The following is a 23,452-nucleotide window of genomic DNA, read 5'->3' as shown; positions in this document are numbered from 1 at the left end:
CCTGGCCCCCGGGCGCCTAGACCCGCGCCTCGTCGAGCCCCGCGAGAATCGCGTCCACCGTCTCGTCGACCGTCAGCTCCGAGCTGTCCAGCCAGAGCCCGATCCTCGGCGTCGTGGACCGCATCCCCGACTCCAGGTCCTCCACCGTCCACGCGCCGTACCCGGTCTTCCCGCGCCCGGCCTCCCGCGCGGCGACCGCATCCGGGCGCGGGGCCAGGACGACCACGTGCACGGGAGACGTACGCAGCAGATCCACGTACGTCTTCAACTCCTCGCCCAGGATGACGTCCTGGACCACCGCCACGAATCCGGCGTCCGCGTACGCGTCGGCCGTCGCCGCCGACAGGCCGTACCGCAGGCGCAGTTGGGCCCGCGCCTCGTCCGACGCCCCCGGCTCGTACTCCTGGCCGCCCGACACGATCATCCGGCGGAAGACGTCACCCCGCACGTGCGCCGCGCGCGGCAGCCGCTCTGCGAGTGCCTGTGCCACCGTGGACTTGCCCGCGGCCATGATGCCGGTGATGACGACGACCCCGCTCGGCGACGGCGCCGTCACGTCGCCACCGCCGCCTGCGGGCGGATCGGCAGCCTGTTCACCGGCCGCCCGGTGGCCGCTCGCACCGCCGACGCCACGGCCGCCGGGGTCGTCACGACCGGCACCGCGCTCGCCGCCTTCGCGCCGAAGGGTGCCACCACGTCCCGCTCCTCCACCAGCTTCACGAGGCGGATGTCCGGGGTGTCCAGGGCGGTCGGCAGCGCGTAGCCCGTGAGGTCCGGGTGGCGGACCAGACCGCGCGGCGTACGGAGGTTCTCCGTGAGCGCCGCGCCGACGCCCTGCGTGACGCCCGCCTCGATACGTACCTTCAGCTGGGTCGGGTTCAGGATGCGGCCCACGTCCTGGGCGACCGCCAGCTCCACGACCCGCACCGAACCGATCTCGATGTCCACGTCCACGACCGCGCGGATCGCACAGAACGCCATGCCCACGAAGGCATCGCCCTGGCCCGCCTCGTCGAGGGGCTCGGTGGGGTGCGGGCGGCACTGGGCGGTGGCCCAGAGCTCCTTGCCGTCCATGGCCTCCGTGACGGTCGTGCTCAACACCCCGTCGTACGAGGTGATCTTGCCGTCCGTGATCTGGAGCAGCTCGGTCGACATCCCGAACTTGTGGGCCAGCGGCTGGAGAAGCTGTGTGCGGACCATCTTCGCCGCGCGCTCCACCGCACCGCCGGACACCCAGGTGTGGCGTCCGTGGCAGCTCGGGCCCGCCGGGGGCTGGTCCGTGTCGACGGGGGCCACGCGGACGTCGTCGATGCCCAGGGTCTCCTGGACGATCTGGCGGGCGAGGGTCGAGAAGCCCTGGCCCGTCTCCACCGCCGCGCAGATGACTGTCGCGATGCCGTCGTGGACCTTCACGGTGGCCGTGGATACCTCGTCCGTGCCTTCGGCGCCCAGGAGTTGGACCATGCCAAGGCCGTAGCCGACGCCCCTGCGCACCGCGGCCGGTTCGCCCGCGCCCTCGGGGCCTCCGGGCAGCAGCCACTCGTCCTCGGGGGTGTCCTTGGGCAGCTCGGGCAGCGGGAAGTCCCGTACGGCGGAGAGGAGTTCAGCCACCGGGGCGGGGCACGTCACCGTCTGGCCCGTGGGCAGGATGTCGCCGGTGGCCATCGCGTTGCGCAGCCGCAGCTCCGCCGGGTCGATGCCCAACTTCTTCGCGATCTTGTCCATTTGGGCTTCGTACGCCGCGCACACCTGCATGGCGCCCTCGCCCCGGACGTGTCCGGACGGCGGGTTGTTCGTGCGCACCGCCCAGCCCTCGATGAAGGCGTTCGGCACGACGTACGGACCGCAGGCGAAGGAGACGGCTGCGGCCAGCGCGTCCGACGACGTGTCCGCGTACGCGCCCGCGTCGAGCAGGACCTGCGCCTCCACCTTCACCAACTTGCCCTCGGCGTCCGCGTGATGGCGGTAACGGAGCAGCGTCGGGTGGCGGTGGGCGTGGCCCAGGAAGGACTCCTCGCGGGTCGCCGTCAGCTTCACCGGGCAGCCCGTGGTCAGGGCGAGCAGACCGAGCGGCAGGTGGAAGCTGGCGTCCTCGCGGTCGGCTGTCGCGCCGGGGACGCCGGTCACGACGACCTTCACGATGTCCGGGTCGATGCCGTAGCAGGACGCGGCCATGTCGCGGTCGGTGTGCGGGTCGGTGGAGGCGATGTACAGCTCCACTCCCCCGTCGGGACGCGGCACCGCGAGCCCCGCCTCAGCGCCGATCGGCGCCGGGTCCTGGCGGCCGATGCGGTACAGGCCCTCGACGACGAGCTCGCCCGCCGCCTCCGGGTCGCCGTGCCGCAGCGGGATGTGCCGGATCAAGTTGCCGTCGGGGTGCAGGGGTTCGGCCGCGAACGCCTTCTCCGGGTCGGTGACCGGCTCCATGACTTCGTACTCGACATAGATGGCGGCGGCGGCCATCCGCGCCGTGTCGGGGTGGTCGGCGGCCACGGCGGCGATGGGCTCGCCGTGGTGGCGTACGACCTCGGAGGCAAAGACCGGGCGGTCCGCGGTCTTGCGGCCGTGCAGGGCGTCGCCCGGCACGTCCTCGTGCGTGACGACGGACCGCACGCCCGGCATCTCGCGCGCCTGGGACGTGTCGATGGAGACGATGCGCGCGTGCGCGTGCGGCGAGCGCAGGACGGCCGCCCAGAGCAGCCCCTCCGCCCACAGGTCGGACGCGTAGGGGAACGTGCCCTCCGTCTTGGCGCGGGCCTCGGCGGACGACAGCGATGCGCCGATGCCGTGCGGCAGCGGCTCGGGGCCGGGCTGCGGGTCCACTGCGGTCGCGGTGTTCGCGCTCCCCGCGGCTTCCTTGCTCACGCCTGGCCTCCGTCCTGGCCGTACGGTCCTTCGTACGTTCCGTCCTGTGCCGGGTTGACCCCGCCTGCGCCGGGTCCTGCCTGGTGCGGGATGCGCGCCTCGCCCTGGTGGTCGCCCTGGGCCGACGGCTCGGCGGCGACAGCGGACGCCTCGCGCTCGGCGACCACGTCCTGCACGGCGTCGAGCACGCCCCGGTAGCCGGAGCAGCGGCAGAGGTTGCCGCACAGGGCGCGGCGGGTCTCCAGGTCGGACGGGGCGGGGTTGCCCTCGAGGAGGTCGTGCAGGGTCATCGCCATGCCCGGTACGCAGAAGCCGCACTGGACGGCACCGCAGGCGGCGAGCGCCCGCTGGACGTCGGAGGGTCTCCCGTCGACGGCGAGGCCCTCGACGGTGCGCACCTCGCTACCGGCGGCGGTGGCCGCGGGCACCAGGCAGGAGGCGACGAGACGGCCGTCCACCTGGACGTTGCAGGCACCGCACTCGCCCTGCGAGCAGCCGTCCTTGGCACCCGCGAGGCCAAGGCGCTCGCGCAGGACGTAGAGGAGGGACTCGCCGATCCAGGCGTCGGTGACGGGGCGATCGGCGCCGTTCACACGCAGGACGTACGAGCAGAGGGGGTGTTCGTCGGCGAGGGGGGTGGTGGCCGCCTCTTCGGGGTCGGGCTCGCCGTCCCCTTCGGCTTCAGCCTCGGCCCCGGCTTCGGTGTCCGCTTCGGGCTCCGCGACGACGCCGACGGCTTCGGCGACGGCTTCGGCGACGGGGGCTGCGTCGGCCTCGACTTCGGCCTCGGGCTCCGGCTCCTGCTCCGGTTCGGGCTCCGGCTCCGGCTCTGCGGGAACGGCGGGGGCTACGGGCTCCTCGGGCACCACATGCATCTCGGGAGCGACCGGCGGCTCGGGGACGAACGGTTCCGGGGGCACGACGGGCTCGTGGTGCCGCGGGTCGACGTGCGACTGTGGCTGCGGCTGCTGCTCGACATGCGAGTGGGAGTGAGGCTGGGGGTGGTGGGGCTGCGACTGCGGCTCGGCGAGCTGCTGCTGCTGCTGGGCAGGCTCCGCCCACGGCGCACCCGCGCCCGCGCCACCGGTCGCCCACGGGGCCGGCGCGCCGCCCGGCAGCGTCGCGGGAGGCGTACCGCCCCACTGTGCGGCCAGCGAAGAAGTGGTGAACTCGCCCGATTCATCCGGAAGATCACCGTTGGCGACGGGAATCGACCACTGCCCGGTGACATCGGCCGGGGCAGCCGCGGCGGGCGCGTGACCCTCCGCCTCGTGGAAGCTCCACTGCCCGGTGGCCTGGGGGTCGTACGCGTGCTCGTGCACGTCGTGACCGGACCGCTCGGGCATGCCGCCCGCGGCCGGCCACTGCACGTTCTGGACGTTCTGAGCACCGGCGCCCGCGCCCGTAACCTCGGGCGGCATGGCCCAGACACCCGTGGCGGCCGGGTCCGTGGCGTCGGCTGTCGTCGGGGTGACCGTTATCTGCGGCGGCACGTAACCATGGCCCGGCGCGGCGAGCGGCGAGTGGTCGAAGGAGTCGAGGGCGCCTTCCGGCAGCTGCACGAAGGCCGTGGCGTCCGAGTCGTACTCGCCCTGCGGATGCGGCTGCCAGCCGCCGGCGGTGTTCGGAGCGTTTCCATCGGTCCGGTCGTCACTCACGACAGCGCCCTCCCCAGTGCTCGTCGGGCCAGCGCGGCGACGGTGCGCCGCAGGTGCAGTACGGCGGGCGGCAGCGGCTGCGGGGAGCCGTCCTCTGCCGCGGGCTGGTCGGGGATGCACGCGGCGGCGACGTACTCACCGAAGGCGGTGAGCGCCTCCGGCACGATCGTCCGCCCGCCGTCCCAGTCGATCAGCGAGGCGACCCACTGCTCGGCCTCCAGGGGCCGCAGCGGCATCGGCGCGACGGCACCGACCGCGCAGCGCACACCGCGCCGCGCCGGGTCGAGGACGAGCGCGACGGAGGCGATGGCGCGGCCGGGTCCGGTGCGTCCCGTGGCCTTCAGGAAGACCTGCGGTGCGTGCAGGAGCGGCAGCCGTACGAAGCCGATGAGCTCGCCGGGGCGGAGCATGTCCATGCCCGCGAGCAGGTGCGAGACGGGGACCTCGCGGCGCGCGCCGCCCGGTCCCGCGATGATGAGGATGGCTTCGAGGGCGGCCAGGACGGGCAGGGTGTCGCCGGTCGGTCCCGCCGTGGCGATGTTGCCGCCGAGCGTGCCCGCGTTGCGGATCTGCGGGGGTCCCGCGGCGCGTGCGGCGGCGGCGAGCGCCGGGATCAGGGCGGCGAAGTCGGGCCGCCCGACGCGTGCGTGGGTGAGACCGGCGCCGAGCAGGGCGTGACCGTCCTGGTACTGCCAGCCGCGGATCTCGCTGATGCGGCCGAGGCCGACGAGCGCCGCGGGGCGCAGGAGGCCCGCGTTGACCGAGGCCATGAGGTCGGTGCCGCCGGCTACGGGCACGGCGGCGGGCATCGCGGCGAGCGCCTCGACGGCCTCGTCCAACGTCCCAGGCAGCGTCGCCGTCTGCGCGTTCTGCGCCGCCTGCGGTGCGTGCGTGGTCAAAACCGGCTGCCCCTTCCCGATGCCCGGCGGCTTTCTCGCCGTTCTCACCGTTACGCCTGTTCCGCCGTACGGTACGTGCTCACAGCCCGGACGTGGCAACTCTGGCACATCTTCCCCGGCCCCCGGCGCGGGGGTCCGCTAGGAGCCATTCGTCCGCAGACCTGGCGGTTGTGCCGTTTTCACATGGCCTCGCCGGTCAGCGGGAATTGCCACTCTTCGGTGAGCCTTGTACGACTTTCGTCCGGCTGCCCACGCTCCCAGCGCGGGCAGCCCGACACACGGACTATGGGGTGCGCCTCACACGTTCGGGGGTGACCCCTCGATCGGGCGTCCGAGCACACCCGGTCGCTTCTGCCACGGCAACGGGCCGCCGGGCGGGCGGTAGTCGACGCCGAGTGCGTCAAGTCGCGCGTAGTGCCCTGCCATTCGCCGCTCGAAGTCCGCGAAGTCACGCTCGGCGGACGCGGGGAGCGGGCTCCAGGCGACCTCGGCGAAGGCTGCCAGGCGCGGGAACACCTGGTAGTCCACGCGTGCGTGGTACTCCATCACCTCGGTCCAGACGTTGGCCTGGGTGCCGAGCACGTGCCGGGCCTCTTCGGCGGTGAGCTGGGGCGGCAGCGGCTCGAAGCGGTAGACGTCCTCCAGGGTGCGGACGAAGCCGATGGGTGCCGGTTCGTCGGCGCCCCCGTCCTGCCGGTGGTCCAAGTACACCTGCTGCTCGGGGCACATGACGACGTCGTGCCCGGCCTTGGCCGCGGCGATACCGCCGCCGTACCCGCGCCAGGAGGACACGGTGGCGCCCTCCGCGAGGCCGCCCTCCAGGATCTCGTCCCATCCGATGAGCCGGCGCCCGCGCGCGGTGAGCCAGGTGTCGAAGTGCCGGATGAACCAGCTCTGCAGCCCGTCCTCGTCACCGACGCCCAGCTCCTTGATGCGGGCCTGCGCGGCGGGCGACTGCCTCCACTGGTCCTTGGGGCACTCGTCTCCCCCGACATGGATGAAGGTGGAGGGGAAGAGCTCAAGGACTTCCTCAAACACCCCTTCATAGAAGCGGAGGGTGTTCTCGGTCGGTGCGAGGACGTTCGGATTGACGCCCCAGGTGTCCCACACACCGAGCGACGAGGTGTCCACGACGTCGGTGTTGCCGAGTTCCGGGTAGGCGTGGATGGCGGCCTGCGAGTGCCCGGGGATGTCGATCTCGGGTACGACGGCGATGTGCCGCTCATGGGCGTACGCGACGATCTCGCGGATGTCGTCCTGCGTGTAGTGGCCGCCGTGCGGGGTGTCGTTCCACAGCTCGGAGGCGCGATGCCCCCACTTCGAACGCGGCCGCCACGATCCGGCCTCCGTGAGCTTCGGGTAGCGCTTGATCTCGATGCGCCAGCCCTGGTCGTCGGTGAGGTGGAAGTGGAAGACGTTCAGCTTGTGGGCGGCGAGCAGATCCAGATACCGCAGGACACCGTCCTTGGGCATGAAGTGCCGCGCCACGTCGAGCATCATGCCGCGCCACCGGAAGCGGGGGCCGTCCTCGATCAGACACCCCGGTACGGTGCGCGGGACCCCCGCCCGCAGAGGAGCGCGACGGAAGGCCTCCGCCCCGATGAGCTGCCGCAGGGTCTGCGCTCCCCAGAAGACGCCGGGGGCGGCGCCGCCGACGATCTCGATGCCGCGCTCGCCCACGGTGAGCCGGTAGGCCTCGGCGTCGAGGGAGTCATCGATCTCCAACGAAATACTGCCGCCGCTGCCGTGCCCGGCGGGCAGGGGAAGCCCGAGCGCGGCGCCGAGGGTTCCGCGCAGCCAGCGTTCGGTGGACTCGGTGCCGGGTGCCGCGCGGAGCACGGTCGACGGGTCGAGGAGAAAGCCTTCGGTGTGCGGTCCATCGGCGTGTGCGGGCGCCGGGACGAGTTGCTCAAAGGTCATGCGGGGAGGCTGCCACGCGCTTGCACAACGCAAAAGGGGCGTTGCGGTACACGCAACGCCCCTCCGTGCGGAAGACAGTGGACCTGGCCCGGGGGCTACTTCTTGCCGCCGCCCTTACCGTCCTTGCCGCCCTTGTCCTTGTCGCCACCGGCGTTCATGGACTCGTAGATCTCCTTGCACATGGGGCAGACGGGGTACTTCTTCGGGTCACGACCCGGCACCCACACCTTGCCGCAGAGCGCGACGACGGGCGTACCGTCGAGCGCGCTCGCCATGATCTTGTCCTTCTGGACATAGTGCGCGTAGCGCTCGTGGTCGCCGTCACCGTGCGACACCTGCGGCGTCGGCTCTACGAGGGTCCCCGTACCTGCCCCGCGCTCGGGCTCGGGCTCAAGAGTGCTCATGGCATCCAAGGGTACCTACGGCTGGGGGTTACGGGCATCGCCCGGACTGCGCGAGCCTCACGGAACCACCCAGGCGACGCCCCTCAGTTCAGCGACGGATCATCCGGATAAGTGGCCACCATCGCCAGCTCACTCCGCTGCCGCCGCAACACCGCCCGCCACAGCCGCTCCGGATCCGGGGACGAGACATCGCCCGGCTCGGACTCGACCACGTACCAGGCGCCCTCCACCAGCTCGTCCTCCAGTTGACCCGGGCCCCAGCCCGCGTACCCGGCGAAGATCCGCAGGGAGCCGAGTGCGGGGGCCAGGAGTTCGGGGGGTGTGTCCAGGTCCACCAGGCCGATCGCCCCGTGCACCCGGCGCCAGCCGATCGGTTCTCCCGCGCCCGGCCGCGGGCGGGAGCCGGGAGCCGTGCCCTCGTCGCCCGGGATCACCGCCACTCCCAGTGCCGAGTCGAGCGAGACGGGGCCGCCCTGGAAGACGACCCCGGGCGCGCCCGCCAGGTCGCCCCAGCCCTCCAGGATGTCCGCGACGTCCACCGGCGTGGGCCGGTTGAGGACCACGCCGAGTGAGCCCTCCTCGTCGTGGTCGAGGAGCAGCACCACCGCGCGGTCGAAGTTCGGGTCCGCCAGGGCAGGCGTGGCCACGAGCAGCCGCCCTGTGAGCGAGGACACCTCGGTCATGAACGACATGATCCCGCATCTTTGCCCCGCGGGGGGAGGCAATGCCCGTACGGGAGTGAATGCAGCTCAGGGGCGCACTGAAGCGGCCGGAGCGCACACTTTCGACGGTGACCCGGAGTGTCCGGTTCCGAACGGTTCGTGTTGTCACCAAGTCCTGACGTGTTTCGCGCGCCCTTGGCCTTACGGAAGGGGGGTACGCGCCCATTACGCTTGCCCTTTGGTCCACCCGTCCATCCGTCCATCCAATCGGAACGCGAGATTCATGACCGTCACCGACGATGTACTGCTTGTCCACGGCGGAACCCCGCTGGAGGGCGAGATCCGTGTCCGCGGCGCGAAGAACCTCGTGCCCAAGGCCATGGTCGCCGCGCTGCTCGGCAGCGCTCCGAGCAGGCTGCGCAATGTCCCAGACATCCGCGACGTGCGTGTCGTACGCGGACTCCTGCAGCTGCACGGCGTCACGGTCCGCCCCGGTGAGGAGCCGGGCGAGCTGGTCATGGACCCCTCGCACGTGGAGAGCGCCAACGTCGCGGACATCGACGCCCATGCGGGATCGTCGCGCATCCCGATCCTGTTCTGCGGACCGCTCCTGCACCGCCTCGGGCACGCCTTCATCCCCGGCCTCGGCGGCTGTGACATCGGCGGCCGGCCCATCGACTTCCACTTCGAGGTGCTCCGCCAGTTCGGCGCGACCATCGAGAAGCGCGAGGGCGGACAGTACCTGGAGGCGCCGCAGCGGCTGCGCGGCACGAAGATCCAGCTGCCGTACCCGTCCGTGGGCGCCACCGAGCAGGTCCTGCTCACGGCCGTCCTCGCCGAGGGCGTCACGGAACTCTCGAACGCCGCCGTCGAACCCGAGATCGAAGACCTCATCTGCGTACTGCAGAAAATGGGCGCGATCATCGCGATGGACACCGACCGGACCATAAGGGTCACCGGCGTCGACAGCCTGGGCGGCTACAACCACCACGCCCTCTCGGACCGCCTGGAAGCCGCCTCGTGGGCTTCCGCGGCCCTGGCGACCGAAGGCAACATCTACGTCCGCGGCGCCCAGCAGCGCTCGATGATGACGTTCCTGAACACCTACCGGAAGGTGGGCGGTGCCTTCGAGATCGACGACGAGGGCATCCGCTTCTGGCACCCGGGCGGCTCACTCAACGCGATCGCCCTGGAGACGGACGTGCACCCCGGTTTCCAGACCGACTGGCAGCAGCCCCTGGTCGTGGCGCTCACACAGGCCGCGGGGCTCTCCATCGTCCACGAGACGGTCTACGAGTCCCGCCTGGGCTTCACCTCCGCGCTCAACCAGATGGGCGCACACATCCAGCTCTACCGCGAGTGCCTCGGCGGCTCCGACTGCCGCTTCGGCCAGCGGAACTTCCTCCACTCGGCGGTCGTCAGCGGCCCCACGAAGCTCCAGGGCGCCGATCTGGTCATCCCCGACCTGCGCGGCGGCTTCTCGTACCTGATCGCGGCCCTCGCGGCGCAGGGCACGTCCCGCGTCCACGGCATCGACCTGATCAACCGCGGCTACGAGAACTTCATGGACAAGCTCGTGGAGCTCGGCGCCAAGGTGGAACTGCCGGGCAGGGCGACGCTGTAGTTCTTCGTCCGTTCTTTGAACGGCACGTAGAAGGGGCGGTCACCCATTGGGTGACCGCCCCTTCTACTGCTTGAGGCTACTTGCCCTTAGCCGCTTCCTTGAGCTTGGAGCCCGCCGAAACCTTGACGCTGTAGCCGGCCGGGATGTTGATCGGCTCGCCGGTCTGCGGGTTCCGGGCGGTGCGAGCGGCACGGTGGGTGCGCTCGAAGGTCAGGAAGCCGGGGATGGTGACCTTCTCGTCGCCCTTGGCAACGATCTCGCCGACGGTCTCGGCGAACGCGGCCAGCACGGCGTCGGCGTCCTTGCGAGTCACCTCGGCGCGGTCGGCCAGCGCGGCCACCAGCTCACTGCGGTTCATGTTTGTACTCCCGTGTTCTTCTTGCCGTTGAGGCGTGCCACGCGGCGGAGCCGCATGATGGGCACAGCGAAGCCGATGCTGCCAGGGTCCTCGGTCAGGCCCCGGACCCGGGTCCGTCGTCCAGACCCTCGCGCCCAGAAAGGCATCCTGCCCCCACCTGCGGCGGTAAAGCCAATCCGGGGCCCCTTGGGGTCACACGAAAAGCTTCACCACCCCTGGAAGGTGGCAGCCGGGGGCGCGCTTCCACGCCACCCTAGAGGGCCTTTGAGGGCCCTGCGTTCCGCGACGCGCCGTACTACTGGGCCGTGGCGCCTGTCACGGCCACCCCAGCCGCCTTCGCCGCGGTGCGCACCGCATCGGCGACCGCGCCCGCGACCTTGTCGTTGAAGACGCTGGGGATGATGTAGTTCGGGTTGAGCTCGTCCTCGGCGACGACGTCCGCGAGGGCGCCCGCCGCCGCCAGCATCATCTCCGTGTTGACGGTGCGCGACTGGGCGTCGAGCAGACCGCGGAAGACGCCGGGGAAGACCAGGACGTTGTTGATCTGGTTCGGGAAGTCCGAGCGGCCCGTGGCCACAACTGCCGCCGTCTGGCGGGCGATCGCGGGGTCGACCTCGGGGTCCGGGTTCGCGAGCGCGAACACGATGGCGCCTTCGGCCATGGCCGCCACGTCATCGGCGCCCAGGACGTTCGGAGCGGAGACGCCGATGAAGACGTCGGCGCCGACGACCGCTTCCTTGAGGGTGCCGCGGGCACCCTCGGGGTTGGTGTTGTCGGCGATCCAGCGCAGCGGCGAGTCCGGAGCGGCGTCCACGAGGTCCTCGCGGTCCGCGTGCACGACACCGTGGATGTCGGCGACGACGGCGTGCTTGACGCCCGCCGCGATGAGCAGTTTCAGGATGGCCGTACCGGCCGCGCCCGCACCGGACATGACGACGCGTACGTCGCCGATTCCCTTGCCCACCACGCGAAGTGCGTTGGTCAGCGCGGCGAGCACGACGATCGCGGTGCCGTGCTGGTCGTCGTGGAAGACGGGGATGTCGAGGGCCTCGCGCAGGCGGGCCTCGATTTCGAAGCAGCGCGGCGCCGAGATGTCCTCGAGGTTGATGCCCGCGAAGCCGGGGGCGATCGCCTTGACGATCTCGACGATCGCGTCGGTGTCCTGGGTGTCCAGGCAGAGCGGCCAGGCGTCGATGCCGGCGAAGCGCTTGAAGAGGGCCGCCTTGCCCTCCATGACGGGCAGCGCGGCCTTCGGGCCGATGTTCCCGAGCCCGAGAACGGCCGAACCGTCCGTTACGACCGCAACGGAGTTTCGCTTGATCGTGAGGCGGCGCGCGTCCTCCGGGTTCTCGGCGATCGCCATGCACACGCGGGCCACGCCCGGGGTGTAGATCATGGAGAGGTCGTCGCGGTTCCGGATGGGGTGCTTCGACTGCATCTCGATCTTGCCGCCGAGGTGCATCAGGAACGTACGGTCGGAGACCTTGCCGACGGTGACGCCCTCGATGGTGCGCAGCTGCGCGACGATCTCGTCGCCGTGCGTCGTGGAGGTCGCCGCGATCGTGACGTCGATCCGGAGCGCCTCATGCCCGGAAGCCGTGACGTCGAGGCCGGTCACCGAGCCTCCGTGGGACTCGACGGCCGTGGTGATCTGGGAGACCGCGGTGCCGCTCGCGGGCACCTCCAACCGGACCGTGTTCGAGTAGGAGACGCTGGGCGCCGTTGCCATGGCCGACTTCCTCTGCTTTCACCGTGTTGCTCTTGCCGTCCGATCGTCGCACCTACCACTGAGTACGTGGTAGCCGTCGAGGATTGCGAACGTTTCGTTCACCGCTTTTTCGGAAACCTGTTTCCACCATACGAGAAGTTGGGGGACGTTCGGTAGGGGGAACGGAAAACCGGTGGTGAAACGGAAGGAGGCCCTCGTCACGTGGTGACGAGGGCCTCTCCCTACGTTAATGACACCGACCCGCCATGCTCGCCTCGCGGCAAGTGGTCGCTCGTAGCGACGAAGGTTGGGCCCGGGGGCTTGGATCGGGCCGGTGCCACATCCACGGTAACAAACGATCCCCGCAAGGCAATTCCTGTCCCGCAAAGTCATTCGCGGAGCAGGTCCGGCACCCCGTCCCCGTCCGGCTCGTCGCGCTCGCCCGACAGGACCGTCAGCTGCTGCGTGGCCCGCGTCAGCGCCACGTACAGGACCCGCAGGCCCGCCGGGGACTCGTCCGCGATCTCCGCGGGTGAGACGACCACCGTCGCGTCGTACTCCAGGCCCTTGGCCTCCAGGCTGCCGAGCGGGACCACGCGGTCACCGAGCCCGTCGAGCCAACGCGCCGCCTGCTCTCGGCGGTTCATCGCCACGACCACGCCGACGGTGCCGTCCACCTGGTCGAGCAGCCGCGCCGCCTCCTCGCGCGCCGACGCGCCCAGGTCCTTGTCGCGTACGACGGCGAAACGGGGCTTCACCCCGGTGGACCGGACGGCCGACGGCGACTCGGAGCCCGGCATCGCGAGCGCGAGCACCTTGGCGGCGAGATCGGCGATCTCGGCGGGGTTGCGGTAGTTGACGGTCAGGGTGAAGCGGCGGCGCGGGCGGGAGCCGAGCGCCTCGTCGCGGGCCGCCGCCGCCTCGTCCGGGTCGGACCAGGAGGACTGGGCGGGGTCGCCGACGATCGTCCACGTGGCGTGCCGGCCCCTGCGGCCGACCATGCGCCACTGCATGGGGGTCAGGTCCTGCGCCTCGTCGACGATGACGTGCGCGTACTCGGTGCGCTCCGCCGCGAGCCGCTCGGCGCGCTCGCGCTGGGACTCCTCGCGCTGCGGCATCAGTTCGTCGAGCCCGGTGAGCAGGTCGAGGGGGTCCAGGTCCTTCTTCCTGCGGGGCTTGGGCGGCGTACCGAGGATCGACTGGAGCTCGTCGATGAGCGCCACGTCGTGCACGGACAGGGCGTCGCGCTTGAGGGAGCGGGCGACCTTGCGGACCTCGCCCGGGTTCAGGACGCGGCGCGCCCAGCGGCCGAGACGCCGCTCGTCGCCCATCGCGGAGAGCACCGCGCGCGGGGTGAGTTCGGGCCACCAGGCGTCGAGGAACCCGATGAAGTCGTCCTCGGAGGTGATGTCCTCGTCGAAGGACGAGCGGAGTTCGGCGGCCAGCTCCGGGTCGCTGTGCCGGCCCGCTGAGCCCGACTGCGACCACAGGGCGTCCAGGAGGAGCTTGCGGGCGCGCGGGCGCAGCAGGTTGACGGGGGCCGTGCCGCTGAGCGCGTTGCGGCGGATGCGGCCCAGGGCGTCGGCCTCCAGCTCCAGGCGGCGGCCGAAGGCGACCACACGCAGGCGCGTGGGGGTCTCCACGGGGGCCTGGGGGCCCTCGTCCTCGTCGTCGTCCCCGAAGTCGCCGAAGGACAGCTGGCCGTCCTGTGCGGCGGCCTTGGGGGCCGTGCCCGCTCCCCCCTCCAGCGCGCCCCGCGCGGCCTTCCGCAGGACGTGCAGCATCCGGGAGGAGCCCTTGACGCGGGCCACCGCCGGAGAGTCGTAGACCGTGGCCTCCACCGTGCCCGCGGCGTCGTCGGCCAGGGCGCCGACCGCGCGGATCGCGACCTGGCCCTCCTCGCCGAGGGAGGGCAGCACGCCCTCCGTGTACGCCACGAGCAGCGGGGTCGGCGAGACGATGAGGATGCCGCCCGCGTACCGGCGGCGGTCCTGGTAGAGGAGGTACGCGGCGCGGTGCAGGGCCACGGCGGTCTTGCCGGTGCCGGGGCCGCCCTCGACGTACGTCACCGAGGCGGCGGGCGCGCGGATCACCATGTCCTGCTCGGCCTGGATCGACGCCACGATGTCCCGCATCGTGTGGCTGCGGGCCTGGCCGAGCGCCGCCATCAGGGCGCCGTCGCCGATGACGGGCAGGCTCTCGCCGTTCAGGGTGGCCGTGAGCTCCGGGCGCATCAGGTCGTCCTCGACGCCGAGAACCTTGCGGCCCTTGGAGCGGATGACCCGGCGGCGCACGACACGGCCCGGGTCGACCGGCGTCGAGCGGTAGAAGGGCGCGGCGGCGGGAGCCCGCCAGTCGATCACCAGCGGGGAGTAGTCCGCGTCCAGGACTCCGATGCGGCCGATGTGCAGGGTCTCGGCGATCGCCGCGTGTTTACCGGTCTCGTTCTCGCTGACGGCGTCCTCGGCGGGCTCGACCGACGTGTACGCGCCGTCCGGGCCCTTCTTGCCGTCCTTGCCGAGCAGCAGGTCGATCCGCCCGAAGAGGAAGTCCTCGAACTCGCTGTTGAGCCGGTTGAGATGCACCCCCGCGCGGAACACCTGCGCGTCCCGCTCGGCGAGCGCGCCGGGCGTGCCGACCTGGGAGCGCTTGGCCGCGTCGGTCATGAGGAACTCGGCCTCGTGGATCTTCTCCTCGAGACGCCGGTAGACCTGGTCGAGATGTTCCTGTTCGACGCTGATCTCACGGTCGCGTACGTCGGCCACCGAGGCCCCTTTCCGGACGTGCAGCTGCCCTATCGAGCAGCCGTCTACCGTACGCGAAAGGGGACCCCTCTGTGCACTTCTCCTACGCGTCCACCTCCACGAGGCGATCTCCGTCGAAGGTGGTCACCTCGAAGTGGTCGATGTCGTTCCGGTCCATCGCGGCGCCCCCGTGGACGTACAGCGGGTTGCGCGCCCATTTGTTCGGGCTGTCCTCGATGCCGTAACCCCATTTCGGGACGGACCAGCTGGTCACCGTCTCCTTCTCGCCGTCCTTGCCGACCGCGACCAGGGAGCACTTGAGCGGGCCCTTGACGTTCTTCAGCTCCAGGACCGTGTGCGTGCCCCAGGTCTTCTTCTCCGTGCCGACCGTGGCGCTGACCTTGGTCTTCGGGTCCGTGGCCTTGATCTTGTCGTCCATGTGGTTGAAGAAGGCGTCCTCGGCGGGGCTCGTGGGGTGCGGTTCGCCCGCCACGTCCGTCGAACCGCCGCCGTCGTCGTCGCTCACCGCCAGGACCGTCAGCGGACCGCCGACGATCAGCGCCGCCGCGGCGGCCACCAGGTACATGCCGCGCCTGCGCTTCTGCGCGCGCTTGACGGAGACCTCGTCCACGAGCCGGTCCGCGAGCCGCGGGCTCGGCCGCGCGGCGAGCTGTTCGCCGATCTCCGGTACGCCGCGCGCCCCCGGGAAGTCCGCGAGCGCGGCCAGCATCGGCTCCATGCCCGAGAACTCCTCCAGCTGGTGCGCGCAGAACTCGCAGCCCGCCAGATGCGCCTCGAAGGCCGTCGCCTCCGCGTCGTCCAGGATGCCGAGGGCGTAGGCGCCGACGGTCTCGTGCACGTCGCCCGTCTCCGCATGGCCCCAAGCGTCATGTCCGTAAGACTCGTTCATGCCGTCACCCCCCGCTCCTCGAGCGCCAGCTTCATCGAGCGAAGCGCGTAGAAGACCCGCGAACGCACCGTCCCGCTGGGTATACCCAGTGTCTCGGCCGCCTCATTGACCGTACGCCCTTTGAAGTAGGTCTCGACGAGTACCTCCCGGTGTGCGGGAGTCAGGTCGTCGAGCGCATCCGAAAGAGTCATCAGCCACAGCGCCTTATCGATCTCGTCCTCCGCGGGGATGACCTCCAGCGGCGACGGATCGACCTCCTGCGGCCGGGCCTGCCGACTGCGGTGGCCGTCGATGACGATGCGCCGGGCGACCGTCACCAGCCAGGGGCGTACCGAACCGGTCGCACGATTGAGCTGACCGGCGTTCTTCCAGGCACGGATGAGCGTTTCCTGTACGACATCTTCGGCGCGCTGCCGGTCTCCCGCCACCAGGCGGAGCACATAGGCCAGAAGTGGTCCCGCGTGCTCGCGGTAGAGGGCGCGCATCAACTCCTCGTCCGGTCCGTTGCGTTGAGGGACCAGGCGATGTCGGTGCGGGCGTTCCTGCGGGCGCTCATCGGCCACGGCGGAATCCTTGCGCACGTCTGCCTCCGGTGTCCGCTCTTCGTCGGGCTTCGCCCTGTCGGCTGTTCACCCGGACTTACGTAGGCGACCGGAGTTGTGTTCAACGGAGATCACACGAGTTTTCCGCGGCTTGCGAACCAGGTTGCTCCGGGCGGCGTTTCAGGCCCGTGCGAGCGCCGCCCGCCGTCGGTGTCTGGCCACCCGCTCACGGTTGCCGCACACCTCACTGGAACACCAGCGGCGGCGGCGCCCGCGTGACGTGTCCAGATACACGAGGGGGCAGGTGTCGCCCTCGCACTGGCGCAGCAGGGCACGGGCCGCGGGGTCGGTGAGCAGGTCGACGGCGTCACGGGCGACGGCGGCGAGCAGGGCCGCGCAGCCGGGGTCGCCGTCCAGGGCGCGGACCAGGCTGCCGTCGGGGCGCCGGACGGCGCGCGGGGCCGGGGGCGCGGGCACGGCCAGGGCGTTGACCCCGGCCAACGCGGCATCGGCCGACCGCCCTTCGAGTTCGGCGAGCACCAACTGCCCGATGTGCTCCCGCAGTTCACGGAAGGCGACGAGCCACACCGGACCCGCCCCGGGCAGGGCCGTGCGATCCGGGATGAGCCCGGCGCCCGCGAGCCAGGCGAGCAGCCGGTCCACGGAGTCGAGCCGTTCCACGGGATGGTTCGTCGCCACGAGGTCCAGACAACTCCGCCCGGAGTCGAATCGCAGCTCGTACGTGGCCGGGTCCATGCCCAGTGCCATGCGCCTGTCACCGCCTTGTGGGGTTACCGGTGAGTGCTCCCCCTTACAGTGCCTCGCCTCGGGCGGGTGCGGAACCCCTGCCACCGCGCGCGGGTGAGACGCCCGCTTATGGGGGCGCGCTTGTGAACGATGGTCCGGGGCGCTTCAGGCCTGTTGACTCGATCCCATGAGAGACAACCGAGAGACGAACCAGCGGGGGCAGGGCAGCGCCGGTGCCGTTCTGGGGGCGGCCATCGTCGCCATGGGCCTGATCTCCGGAACCTTCTACATTTTCTCCTGCGGCGTGATGCCGGGCCTCGGGCGCAGCGACGACCGCGTCTTCATCGAGGTCATGCAGAACATGAACGACGCGTTCAACAATCCGGTCTTCTTCGCGAGCTTCATCGGGGCGCTGCTCTTCACGGCGATCTCCACGTGGCAACTGCGCGGGACGAGCTCGTACCGGTGGGTGCTCGCGGCGCTCGTCCTCTACCTCGCGGCGTTCGCGGTCACGTCGGTCGTGAACGTGCCGTTGAACGCAGAGCTCGCGGACGCCGGCGATCCGGCGAAGATCGCCGATCCGGCGGCCGTGCGCGAGAAGTTCGAGGACACGTGGCTGGCCTGGAACGTGGTGCGCACCCTGGTGTCCACCGTCGCGATCGGCCTGCTCGCGCGGGCGTTGGTGCTGTTCGGGCGGGACAAGCGGGACGACAAGAGCCGTCAGTCCGCGTACTTGGACCCGGCGGCCGGATCGAGCGCGAGCCGATAGCCCCGCTTGACCACCGTCTGGACGAGCTTCGGCGCACCAAGTGCCGTACGCAGCCGGGCCATCGCCGTCTCCACGGCGTGCTCGTCGCACCCCGTGCCGGGCAGTGCGCGCAGCAGCTCGGCGCGCGGGACCACCCACCCGGGGCGCCGCGCGAGCGCCCGCAGCAGCGACATGCCGGCGGGCGGCACGGGCCGCAGCTCGTCGTCGACCAGGACCGCGTGACCGCGGATCTCGACGCGGTGCCCCGCCACGGGCAACGTACGGGCGCGGGCGGGCAGTTCCTGGCACAGGATCTGTACGAGGGGGCCGAGCCGGAAGCGTTCGGGCTGCACCGTCTCGACGCCGCGGGCCTGGAGCGGCAGCGCGGTGACCGGGCCCACGCAGGCGGACAGGACGTCGTGCTGGAGGGCGGCGAAGAGCTCGATGGACATGCCGCGGTCCTCGGCGCGGGCCAGGAAGGACGCGGCGGCGGGCGCGCTGGTGAAGGTCAGGGCGTCGACGGCGCGCGCGACGGTGGCGTCGAGGAGCCGGTCGACGGGCGCGAGGTCCTCGGGCGGCATCCACCGGTAGACGGGCACGCCGACGACGTCCGCTCCCCCGGCGCGCAGTGACTCGATGAAGCCGGGCAGCGGTTCGCCGTGCAGCTGGAGCGCGATGCGCTTCCCGTCGACGCCCTCTTCGAGCAGCCGGTCGAGGACCTCCGCCATGGACTCGGACGCGGGCGACCACTTCTCGGTGAGCCCGGCGGCCCGTATGGCGCCCTTGACCTTGGGCCCGCGGGCGAGCAGCTCGACGCCCCGCAGACACCGGAGCAGCGCGTCGCCGAAGCCCCATCCGTCGGCGGCCTCGACCCAGCCGCGGAACCCGATCGCGGTGGTGGCGACCACGATGTCGGGCGCGTGGTCGATCAACTCCTTGGTGGCGGAGAGGAGTTCACTGTCGTCGGCGAGCGGGACGATGCGCAGTGCGGGCGCGTGCAGGACGGTGGCGCCGCGCCGCTGGAGCAGCGCACCGAGCTCGTCGGCGCGGCGCGCGGCGGTGACGCCGACGGTGAATCCGGCGAGTGGGGCGTTCTTGTGACCGTCTTGAGGGCCGCCCTGATGGCTGCTCTGAGGGCCGCTCTGAGGGCCGTTCTGAGGGGTCGCGTGCATGGCAGCTGCTCTCGTCCCGCTAGTACTGCGTGATGGGTGGTCCGGGGTTGAACGAGCCTGCCAACGGCCCGTGACATCCCCGGATCACCACGATGTCGTACGTGTTACACCAGGCTACGACGGCCTCTCCGTCAGACCTCCGCGTACGTGAGCTGGGGCTTCGTCTCCGCGTCGGCACTCTGCCCGGAGTCCGGCAGGGGCGCGGGGCGGCGAAGGTATACGGCCCATGTGACGCAGAAGCACGCGGTGTAGAAGGCAAGGAAGGCGACGAAGGCACCGGTCCCCGAGCCCACGGTCTGGAAGGACTGCCGGAAGGCGAGATTGATCCCGAGCCCGCCGAGCGCGCCGACGGCGCCGATGAGCCCCATCGAGGCCCCGGAGAGCCGCCGCCCGTAGGCCGCGGCGGCTTCCCCCTGAAGCCCCTTCTGCAGGGCCTTGGCCTGAAAAATGCCGGGGATCATCTTGTAGGTCGACCCATTGCCGAGACCGCTCAGCACGAAGAGCACGACGAAGGCGGCGACGAAGAGGGCGAGCGACTCCCGCATGGAGGCGATGACGACGACGGCGGTGGCCGCGCCCATCCCGACGAAGTTCCACAGCGTGATGCGGGCCCCGCCGAACCGGTCGGCGAGCCGCCCGCCGACGGGCCGGATCAGCGAGCCGAGCAGCGGCCCGATGAAGGTGACGGCGGCGGCCTGCAGGGGCGTACGGCCGAACTGGGTCTGCAGGACGAGCCCGAAGGCGAAGCTGTACCCGATGAAGGACCCGAACGTCCCGACGTACAGAAAAGCCATGATCCAGGTGTGAGCATCCCGGACGGCCTCCTTGGCCGCGCCGGTGTCGTTCTTCACGGTGGCGAGGTTGTCCATGAAGAGGGCGGCGCAGACGGCGGAGACGAAGATGAGCGGGATGTAGATCCCGAGGAGCACGCGTGGCCCTCCCCCGGCCCCGATGACCGCGAGCCCGGCGAGCTGCACGACGGGTACGCCGATGTTGCCGCCACCGGCGTTGAGCCCAAGGGCCCATCCCTTCTTCCTCAGGGGGAAGAAGGAATTGATGTTGGTCATGGAGGAGGCGAAGTTGCCGCCGCCGACGCCGGTGAGGAGCGCACACAGCATGAACGTGGTGTAGGAGGTCCCGGGCTCCATGACGACGAAGGCGGCCACGGTCGGCACGAGGAGCGCACCGGCCGCGATGATCGTCCAGTTGCGCCCGCCGAAGCGGGCGACGGCGAAGGTGTACGGGACGCGGGCGACGGCCCCCACGAGGGTGGCCATGGACACGAGGAAGAACTTCCCGGCGGGATCGATCCCGTACTCGGGCCCCATGAACAGCACCATCACGGACCACAGGGTCCAGATGGAGAACCCGATGTGCTCCGAGAGGATCGAGAACACCAGGTTCCGCCGGGCGACACGCTCGCCTCCCTCCTCGTTCCAGAACCTCTCGTCCTCCGGGTCCCACCGCTGGATCCACATGACAGGCCTCATCTCCACGGCTTGCGGCTGATGGCCCGAAGGTAGGGAGGGCGGGTTTCAGTCCTGTGGCACGCGGTGACCGGCGGGGAACTTTGCTCTCACCTGGCGGTGGGGCGGGCGGTGAGGGGTCCTGGCCCGGGGGCTTGACCCGGGGGCTTTACCCGGATGCTTGGCCCGGGGGCTTGGTCAGGCCGGGTTCACCCATGGCAGGACGTCGGTGCCGCCGCCCTTGTCCCACTTGAGGGTCACTTCGTCATTGGCCTGGGTGACGTTGGCCGAGATGTACTTCTTGTCGTCGCCGGTGCCGCACTTCAGGGCGATACGGAATCCGCTGCCGCCCTGCTCCTGCCCGAGCCCCATGCAGAGCCCGTCACCGCCGGCGTCAATGTACGAGACCGAGTGCTTGCCCTTGCCCTGTCCGGAGGTGAGCTTGGCGCCGATGGTGAGGGTCTTGGCCTCGTCGTTCTGCCACTGGCCTTGGTAGCCGGTGTCGCCGGCGGGGCGGGTCGCGTCGGTCGGCTCGTCGAGAGGATCCTCGGTGGCGGGGTCTTCGGAGGGCGCTTCAGTGGGCTCCTCGGAGGCGGATGCGGAAGGGCTAGCCGAGACGCTCTTGTCGGCCTTGGGCTTCTGGTCGTCGTCACTGTCACCTCCGTTGAGGAGGAAGATGCCGCCGCCGATGAGGGCGGCGACCACGACGATGGAGCCGATGATGAGGGCCGGCTTGTTCTTCCCTGCGCTCCCGCCGGGCGGAGGGGGCGGCGGGTAGCCGGGGTACTGGGGGGCGGGCTGGCCGAAGGGTTGCTGGGGCGGCTGACCGTAGGGGCCGGGCTGGGCCTGGCCGTACGGGGGCTGAGCGGGCGGCGGCCCCTGCGGGTAAGGGTTCTGCCCGTACCCGTATGGGTTCTGCCCGTCGGGCTGCTGGGGCGGAGGCGGCGGAGCCCCATACGGCCCGGCGGGCGCTCCAGGCACGGGTGGCTGAGGCTGCTGCGGAGGTCCGAATCCGTCCTGCGGTCCGTCCTGCGGTCCGTCCTGCGGTCCGTCCTGCGGCGGCTGACCGGGAGGCTGGGTCATAAGAGTGCGGGTCCCCTCGCTGTCCGACTCCTCGCAGAGCCCAGCGGAGACCCCCTGCCCCCGCCCACCCCCAACATCCACCACACGGCATCGGGCGCACAAGGCCCGACGGCGGCGGCCGGAGCCCTGCGGTGTCTACAAATCGTCCGGCAGAACCCGGAACGCCTTGTGCTCCGCCAGGGCCACGTTCACCGCGTCCGCGGGATCCAGCGAGAGCGAGCCGTACAGCGCCTGAACCTGCTGCGCCCGAAGCAGAGCGGCAGAGCGGCAGGACAGCGGGGTTCACCCCAGATGCGTATCCCCCAACGAAACCAACAACCTCCGCAACGCCCCATCCAGCGCCCGCCGGTCCTCCGCCGACAGCGACCCCAGCATCCGCTCCTCGTTCGCCACGTGGTCTACCACCGCGCGGTCGACCAGCTCCAGACCCGCCGCCGTCAGGCGGACGCGGATCGCGCGGCGATCGGACGGGTCCGGGTTGCGTTCGATCAGGCCCTTGCGTTCCAGTTTGTCGAGGCGGTTGGTGATCGCGCCTGACGTCACCATGGCCGTCTTGATGAGGCCGCCCGCCGTCAGTTCGTGCGGGGCACCCACCCGCCGCAGTGTCGCGAGTACGTCGAACTCCGGGAACTCCAGGCCGTGTTCGGCGAAGATCGGCTTCATTCCCTTGCTCAGCAGGTGGTCCGCCCGTTTGATGCGGCCCACCAGTGCCATCGCGTCCAGGCCCGCCGCTTCCATGTCCGGGCGCTCTCGATGCCACTGGGCGCGCAGGTCGTCGATGGCGTCGGTGTCCGCCGCCCTCGCCTCCACCGCCACCGGCACGGCCACCGCCTCGGGGTCAGACATTTCCGCCTCCTCGCCAGCCCCGGGCCAGACATATCTCAATGTTCAGATACTTGACGTTCGCAGACTCGGGGTTCATATTTATCTCAACGTTGAGAATAGTAGCGTTCAGGGGAATCCAGGGGGAGCCACACCATGCCCATCAGCACTCAGCAAGCAAGCAGCGGGCCACGAGCAAGCACTGCCCAGGGCAGCTCCGCGCACCACCCCGCACCGCGAACCCGCGCCCTCGCCGCCGCGGGCCTCGCCGCCATCGGCCCCGCCACCTGGGGTACCACCTACGTCACGACCACCGAACTCCTGCCCCCTGACCGTCCCTTGCTCGCCGCGGCCCTGCGCGCGCTGCCCGCCGGGCTCATCCTGCTCGCCCTGACCCGGCGGCTACCCAGTGGTGACTGGTGGTGGAAGGCGGGGGTGCTTGGGCTGCTCAACTTCGGCGCCTTCTTCCCCCTCCTCTTCTTCGGCGCCTACCACCTGCCCGGCGGCGTCGCCTCGACCGTCAGCGCCGTCATGCCGCTGCTCGTCGCCGGCTTCGGGGTGGGGGTTCTGAAGGTGCGGCCCACCCGTCGTACGTTGATCGCCGGGATCGTAGGCGTCTTCGGCGTCGCGCTGCTCGTACTGCGCGGCAGCGCATCCGTCGACCTCGCGGGGATCGTGGCCATGCTGGTCGCCACCACGCTGATGGCCCTCGCCGTCGTACTCAGCAAGCGCTGGGGGCGGCCCGAAGGCGTCTCCTTGCTCGCCCTCACCGGGTGGCAACTCACCGCCGGTGGCCTCGTACTGGCCCCCGTCGCGCTCTCCTTCGAAGGTCTCCCGGGCCACTTCACCGGTGCCAATCTCGCCGGGTACGCCTACCTCGGCATCATCGGCACCGCCGTCGCGTACGCCCTCTGGTTCCGCGGCATCGAGCGGCTCCCCGCCTCGTCCGTGTCCTTCCTCGGGCTCACCAACCCGGTCGTCGCCACCCTCGCCGGGCTGCTCCTCCTCGGGCAGACCCTCACCCTCTGGCAGGTGGGCGGGCTCGTACTCGTCGTGGCGAGTGTGCTGGTCGGGCAGGGCCGCCGCTCCCCTGCCCGACGTCGATAGGCCCGCAGGCCCG

20 protein-coding genes are annotated in these 23,452 nt (G+C 71.0%); 3 read left to right on the top strand and 17 right to left on the bottom strand.

The genetic code is table 11. The annotated features are described in order from the left end of the window. Positions 1–16 precede the first annotated feature (16 nt). The 7 genes from AC5P1C_RS17130 to AC5P1C_RS17100 all read right to left on the bottom strand — a co-directional run bounded on the left by AC5P1C_RS17130 (position 17) and on the right by AC5P1C_RS17100 (position 8,438). On the bottom strand, positions 17–556 hold the full coding sequence (locus AC5P1C_RS17130; RefSeq protein ID WP_493866699.1) for an AAA family ATPase: 540 nt from the start codon (positions 554–556) through the stop codon (positions 17–19). After that, a complete protein-coding gene (locus tag AC5P1C_RS17125) occupies positions 553–2,865 on the bottom strand; it encodes a xanthine dehydrogenase family protein molybdopterin-binding subunit (RefSeq protein WP_493866698.1) in 2,313 nt (770 codons plus the stop codon). Before AC5P1C_RS17125 ends, AC5P1C_RS17130 begins: the two co-directional genes overlap by 4 nt. Beyond that, the gene (locus AC5P1C_RS17120; RefSeq protein ID WP_493866697.1) at positions 2,862–4,523 is read right to left on the bottom strand and encodes a (2Fe-2S)-binding protein; all 1,662 of its coding nucleotides are present in this window, start codon (positions 4,521–4,523) and stop codon (positions 2,862–2,864) included. The genes AC5P1C_RS17125 and AC5P1C_RS17120 overlap by 4 nt, the downstream gene beginning before the upstream one ends. Continuing rightward, positions 4,520–5,422 carry an FAD binding domain-containing protein gene (locus AC5P1C_RS17115; RefSeq protein ID WP_493866696.1) on the bottom strand — a complete coding sequence of 301 codons (903 nt, stop codon included), beginning with the start codon at positions 5,420–5,422 and terminating at the stop codon, positions 4,520–4,522. Before AC5P1C_RS17115 ends, AC5P1C_RS17120 begins: the two co-directional genes overlap by 4 nt. Positions 5,423–5,719: 297 nt before the next feature. Further along, positions 5,720–7,342: a beta-N-acetylhexosaminidase gene (locus AC5P1C_RS17110; RefSeq protein WP_493866695.1), complete on the bottom strand. Its 1,623-nt coding sequence runs from the start codon at positions 7,340–7,342 to the stop codon at positions 5,720–5,722. Between the two features lie 95 nt (positions 7,343–7,437). Then, positions 7,438–7,746: a DUF3039 domain-containing protein gene (locus AC5P1C_RS17105; protein ID WP_493866694.1), complete on the bottom strand. Its 309-nt coding sequence runs from the start codon at positions 7,744–7,746 to the stop codon at positions 7,438–7,440. Between the two features lie 83 nt (positions 7,747–7,829). Further along, entirely contained in the window at positions 7,830–8,438 is a 609-nt protein-coding gene (locus tag AC5P1C_RS17100; protein WP_493866693.1) for a YqgE/AlgH family protein, read from the bottom strand. Between the two features lie 253 nt (positions 8,439–8,691). Between AC5P1C_RS17100 and murA the strand changes: the two genes are divergently transcribed. Further along, positions 8,692–10,032, top strand: coding sequence for a UDP-N-acetylglucosamine 1-carboxyvinyltransferase (murA, locus tag AC5P1C_RS17095; RefSeq protein ID WP_344521857.1), 1,341 nt, complete (start codon positions 8,692–8,694; stop codon positions 10,030–10,032). Positions 10,033–10,108: 76 nt separating this feature from the next. Here the strand turns inward: murA and AC5P1C_RS17090 are convergent, their stop codons facing one another. The 6 genes from AC5P1C_RS17090 to AC5P1C_RS17065 all read right to left on the bottom strand — a co-directional run bounded on the left by AC5P1C_RS17090 (position 10,109) and on the right by AC5P1C_RS17065 (position 17,062). Next, entirely contained in the window at positions 10,109–10,390 is a 282-nt protein-coding gene (locus AC5P1C_RS17090; RefSeq protein ID WP_016645140.1) for an HU family DNA-binding protein, read from the bottom strand. A gap of 295 nt (positions 10,391–10,685) precedes the next feature. After that, positions 10,686–12,119 (bottom strand): NAD-dependent malic enzyme, encoded by a 1,434-nt coding sequence (locus tag AC5P1C_RS17085; protein ID WP_361047260.1) that lies wholly within the window; start codon positions 12,117–12,119, stop codon positions 10,686–10,688. A gap of 368 nt (positions 12,120–12,487) precedes the next feature. Continuing rightward, positions 12,488–14,863, bottom strand: coding sequence for a HelD family protein (locus tag AC5P1C_RS17080; protein ID WP_493866692.1), 2,376 nt, complete (start codon positions 14,861–14,863; stop codon positions 12,488–12,490). 82 nt (positions 14,864–14,945) lie between these two features. Beyond that, positions 14,946–15,752 (bottom strand): anti-sigma factor family protein, encoded by an 807-nt coding sequence (locus AC5P1C_RS17075; RefSeq protein ID WP_493866691.1) that lies wholly within the window; start codon positions 15,750–15,752, stop codon positions 14,946–14,948. After that, the gene (locus AC5P1C_RS17070) at positions 15,749–16,333 is read right to left on the bottom strand and encodes a sigma-70 family RNA polymerase sigma factor (RefSeq protein WP_344521853.1); all 585 of its coding nucleotides are present in this window, start codon (positions 16,331–16,333) and stop codon (positions 15,749–15,751) included. The genes AC5P1C_RS17075 and AC5P1C_RS17070 overlap by 4 nt, the downstream gene beginning before the upstream one ends. 141 nt (positions 16,334–16,474) lie before the next feature. Then, positions 16,475–17,062, bottom strand: coding sequence for a CGNR zinc finger domain-containing protein (locus AC5P1C_RS17065; protein WP_493866690.1), 588 nt, complete (start codon positions 17,060–17,062; stop codon positions 16,475–16,477). Between the two features lie 166 nt (positions 17,063–17,228). On the opposite strand from AC5P1C_RS17065, the gene AC5P1C_RS17060 reads away from it, so the two are divergent. Further along, entirely contained in the window at positions 17,229–17,810 is a 582-nt protein-coding gene (locus AC5P1C_RS17060; protein ID WP_493866689.1) for an anthrone oxygenase family protein, read from the top strand. On the opposite strand, the gene AC5P1C_RS17055 is transcribed toward AC5P1C_RS17060, so the two are convergent. The 4 genes from AC5P1C_RS17055 to AC5P1C_RS17040 form a co-directional block, all read right to left on the bottom strand. Next, positions 17,762–18,961 carry a uroporphyrinogen-III synthase gene (locus tag AC5P1C_RS17055; protein WP_493866688.1) on the bottom strand — a complete coding sequence of 400 codons (1,200 nt, stop codon included), beginning with the start codon at positions 18,959–18,961 and terminating at the stop codon, positions 17,762–17,764. The two genes, AC5P1C_RS17060 and AC5P1C_RS17055, sit on opposite strands and share 49 nt — an antisense overlap. Before the next feature lie 131 nt (positions 18,962–19,092). Continuing rightward, entirely contained in the window at positions 19,093–20,439 is a 1,347-nt protein-coding gene (locus AC5P1C_RS17050; protein ID WP_493866687.1) for a nitrate/nitrite transporter, read from the bottom strand. 186 nt (positions 20,440–20,625) lie between these two features. Further along, positions 20,626–21,510, bottom strand: coding sequence for a hypothetical protein (locus AC5P1C_RS17045; protein ID WP_493866686.1), 885 nt, complete (start codon positions 21,508–21,510; stop codon positions 20,626–20,628). A gap of 282 nt (positions 21,511–21,792) precedes the next feature. Beyond that, the gene (locus AC5P1C_RS17040) at positions 21,793–22,356 is read right to left on the bottom strand and encodes a MarR family winged helix-turn-helix transcriptional regulator (protein ID WP_493866685.1); all 564 of its coding nucleotides are present in this window, start codon (positions 22,354–22,356) and stop codon (positions 21,793–21,795) included. Between the two features lie 132 nt (positions 22,357–22,488). On the opposite strand from AC5P1C_RS17040, the gene AC5P1C_RS17035 reads away from it, so the two are divergent. Further along, entirely contained in the window at positions 22,489–23,439 is a 951-nt protein-coding gene (locus tag AC5P1C_RS17035) for an EamA family transporter (protein WP_493866684.1), read from the top strand. The last annotated feature ends 13 nt before the right edge of the window (positions 23,440–23,452 follow it).

The sequence above is a fragment of the Streptomyces sp. A18 genome, assembly GCF_059026065.1.
The sequence above is the reverse complement of the archived record's forward strand: the minus strand, read 5'-3'. Positions and strand labels throughout refer to the sequence as shown.